A 2731-nucleotide genomic window follows, 5' to 3' on the forward strand; every position below is an offset into this window, starting at 1 on the left:
TGATGGCGCTTGAGAAGAATCCTCAGACCTGCTCGCCGAATGTCCCCAGGCGGAGCAGGGTTTGAGGCTATCAGGTGGAGCGGTGTAGCGGAACGATGGTGTTGTCTGCGGGGATGCTGGGCCGGGCCGCTTCCGGGGTGGTGAGTAGCGCGACGATGGTGATCGGTTCGCCGCAGTGGGGGCAGTCGCGGGTTGCCGCTGGCTGGGGTGTCGTGGCCAGTTCGCTGCGCTGCGTTTCGAAGGGTGTGTCGGTTTGGCTGTTGCGGCGGCGGGCTGCGGTGTTCTTGCAGCGGCTGGAGCAGTAGATGTTGTTGCTGCGTGACGGGATGAACTCGCCCCAGCAGATCTGGCAGGTGCGCGCGGTCGGCGGGGGCAGTGGCTGGGAGTCAGGAGACACGGGCGTTGACCGCCTTCCGCAGGTTCTCGGCGGTTTCGCGGTGGTGGCGCAGCCGGTAGCTGGGTCCGTCGATTCCGACGACTGTTGCGCGGTGCAGGAGCCGGTCCAGCATCGCGGCGGCGACCGTGGCGTCCCCGAAAGCGGTTGCCCAGTCAGCGATTCCGACGTTGGTTGTGAGGATGGTGCTCGATTTCAGATAGCGCTGGTTGATCACCTGGAACAGTGCTGAGGCCCCGTCGCCGGGCAGGGGCAGGTAGCCGAGTTCGTCGATGACGAGCAGTTTTGGGCCGGCGAAGAATCGCATGCAGGTGTGCCAGCGGCCTTCGAGGGCGGCCTTGTGGCATTTCGCGGCGAGCTCGGCGGCGGTGGTGAAGTAGACGCGGTGACCGGCTTCGACGCCGCCGCGGGCGAGCGCGACCGCGAGCATGGTCTTGCCGACTCCGGGAGGGCCGACGAACAACACGTTGGCGGCGTCGTCGAGGAACCGCAGGCTGGCCAGGTCGCGGATGAGTTTCTCGTCGACGCCGGGTTGAGCGGCGAAGTCGAAGTCGTTGAGGGTCCAGGGTTCGGGCAGGCAGGCGAACCGCAGCCGGGATGTCAGGCGCCGGGATTCGGTGGCGTTTACTTCGATTTCGAGCAGTCGTTCGAGCGCCGCGGTGATCGAGAGGTTCTCCGATCGGGCCGCGTCGAGGATGCGGGGCAGGTGCTCGGCGGCGTCGCCGAGTTTGAGGTAGGACAGATGAGCGCGCAGTTGCTGGTAGCGACGCGCTTCGCTCATCTGGGGAATTGTTTTGTCCAACGGATGATCTTCCTTCACTGGCGTTCTTCGATCGGAACATGTTGTGGAGCAACGGAAAGTCGGGCGGCGGTGGCCGCATAGACCGACAGATCGATCACCACTTTCTGGGCGGGATCGGTAGCATCCGCGCGGCCGCGCAGCCGCGCGGACTCGGCCAACGCGGCCGCCGAAGGCGGTCGGCGGGTTTTGTGGGCACAGGGCTTGCCCGAGTCGAAAGCGGCCAGCACCGACCGCTCCAGCGCCACGACGTGGCCTTCGTCGCGGACGACTCGTCCGGCCCCGTCCGGAGCGCGCAGGTGCGCCGCGACGATCGCGCCGGAGCCGGTGACCAGGCTGATCGCCTCCGAGCCGAGCCGGTGGACCACCGTCATGACGGTGCCGCCCAGACCGGGTGGGACCGAGTACTGGTTGCCGCGCCAGCCGACGAGCCCTTGAGCGGTGACCTTGCGCGGTTCGCGGACCTCGGCCGGATAGGTCACGGCCGGCGCTGGGCGCAGGCATTCGGCGTCGGCGAGCTCGCCGACGATCGTCTTCAGGCCGTCGCGGACGCGTTTGCGGGCGTCGAGCCGAAGACAGAGCCGATCGAGTGAGGCCTGCGCCGCGGTGACGGTCGAGTCGTCGGATAGAGTTCGCCACCATCGTTGCGCGGCAGCATGATTGGACTTCTCGACCACGCCCTTGCGGTTGCCGTGCCGGGGTGGGCAGATATCGACCCCGACCCCGTAATGCTTCGCAACCCCGGCGAAGGCCGGGGTTATTCGGCCTGATTCGGGATAACAGACCGTTGCCATGCGATCGAAGCGCCACCGCCGCGTCACCCCCGCCAACCGCACCACCACCTGGTCCAGCGCCTCGACCAGATGCGCGAAATCCTCAGCGGGAGCCAGAACGCCGCGCCAACGGCCCGAGTGCGCCAGCGCACCGACCAGCAGGTGCGCGTGCCTGCCGACGCCCCACTCGGCGGGCGGGTCGGGTAACTCGACCCAGTCCCACTGTGTTTCCTCACCCGCAGGGTGAGCGATGATCGCGACATCGCGGCCCTTGGCCGCGTGGCAGGGCTCGCAATGCGGGCGCAGTCCCAGCTTCCGGATCGCGGTGGTCAGCGACGGATACGACCCGGTGAACCCCAGCTCGACGATCTCGTCGAACAGCGTCGAAGCCCACAGATGCGGGTCGTCGGCCAACCGGATCCGGCAGTAATCGATGAACGGTTCGATCAGCAACGGCACCGACCGGGCCCGCTGCCCCGGCACCCGGTCACCGTTGAGATAGGCGCGGACCGTCTTGCGGTCCAGGCTCAGGTGGCGGGCGATCGCCGAGATCGACCACCCCTGCTCACGAAGCGCGTGTACTTCCACATCGCCCTCCAGCGACAGCATCCAGAGCCTTCCTCCATGACCATCGCGAACACAAACGCGACGATCATGAGCGAAGACTCAGCAACCGGAGCATCGAATGCGCCGGACACCAACAGGACAACTACCGCCTGGGGACAATCAGCTATCGAGACTGAGGATTCTCAGCTAGCGCCATCA

Annotated in this window: 3 protein-coding genes; all 3 read right to left on the reverse strand. The window is 66.9% G+C overall.

All coding sequences use genetic code 11. The annotated features are described in order from the left end of the window. Window positions 1-70: 70 nt before the first annotated feature. The 3 genes from ABZ803_RS35200 to ABZ803_RS35210 are packed head-to-tail and all read right to left on the reverse strand — an operon-like array spanning window position 71 to window position 2575. Window positions 71-397, reverse strand: a complete 327-nt coding sequence (locus tag ABZ803_RS35200) for a hypothetical protein (RefSeq protein ID WP_357046195.1) — start codon at window positions 395-397, stop codon at window positions 71-73. After that, entirely contained in the window at window positions 387-1175 is a 789-nt protein-coding gene (istB, locus tag ABZ803_RS35205) for an IS21-like element helper ATPase IstB (protein ID WP_357046197.1), read from the reverse strand. Before istB ends, ABZ803_RS35200 begins: the two co-directional genes overlap by 11 nt. Before the next feature lie 35 nt (window positions 1176-1210). Next, on the reverse strand, window positions 1211-2575 hold the full coding sequence (locus ABZ803_RS35210; protein ID WP_357046199.1) for an IS21 family transposase: 1365 nt from the start codon (window positions 2573-2575) through the stop codon (window positions 1211-1213). Window positions 2576-2731: the final 156 nt, after the last annotated feature.

It is taken from the genome of Nocardia sp. NPDC047648 (assembly GCF_040642815.1).
Classification (GTDB): domain Bacteria; phylum Actinomycetota; class Actinomycetes; order Mycobacteriales; family Mycobacteriaceae; genus Nocardia; species Nocardia gamkensis.

What these genes read in the sequence shown, in the direction of transcription:
- istB (WP_357046197.1), bottom strand. Translation starts at nt 1,175, where the DNA reads ATGAGCGAAGCGCGTCGCTACCAGCAACTGCGCGCTCATCTGTCCTAC.
- ABZ803_RS35210 (WP_357046199.1), bottom strand. Translation starts at nt 2,575, where the DNA reads ATGCTGTCGCTGGAGGGCGATGTGGAAGTACACGCGCTTCGTGAGCAG.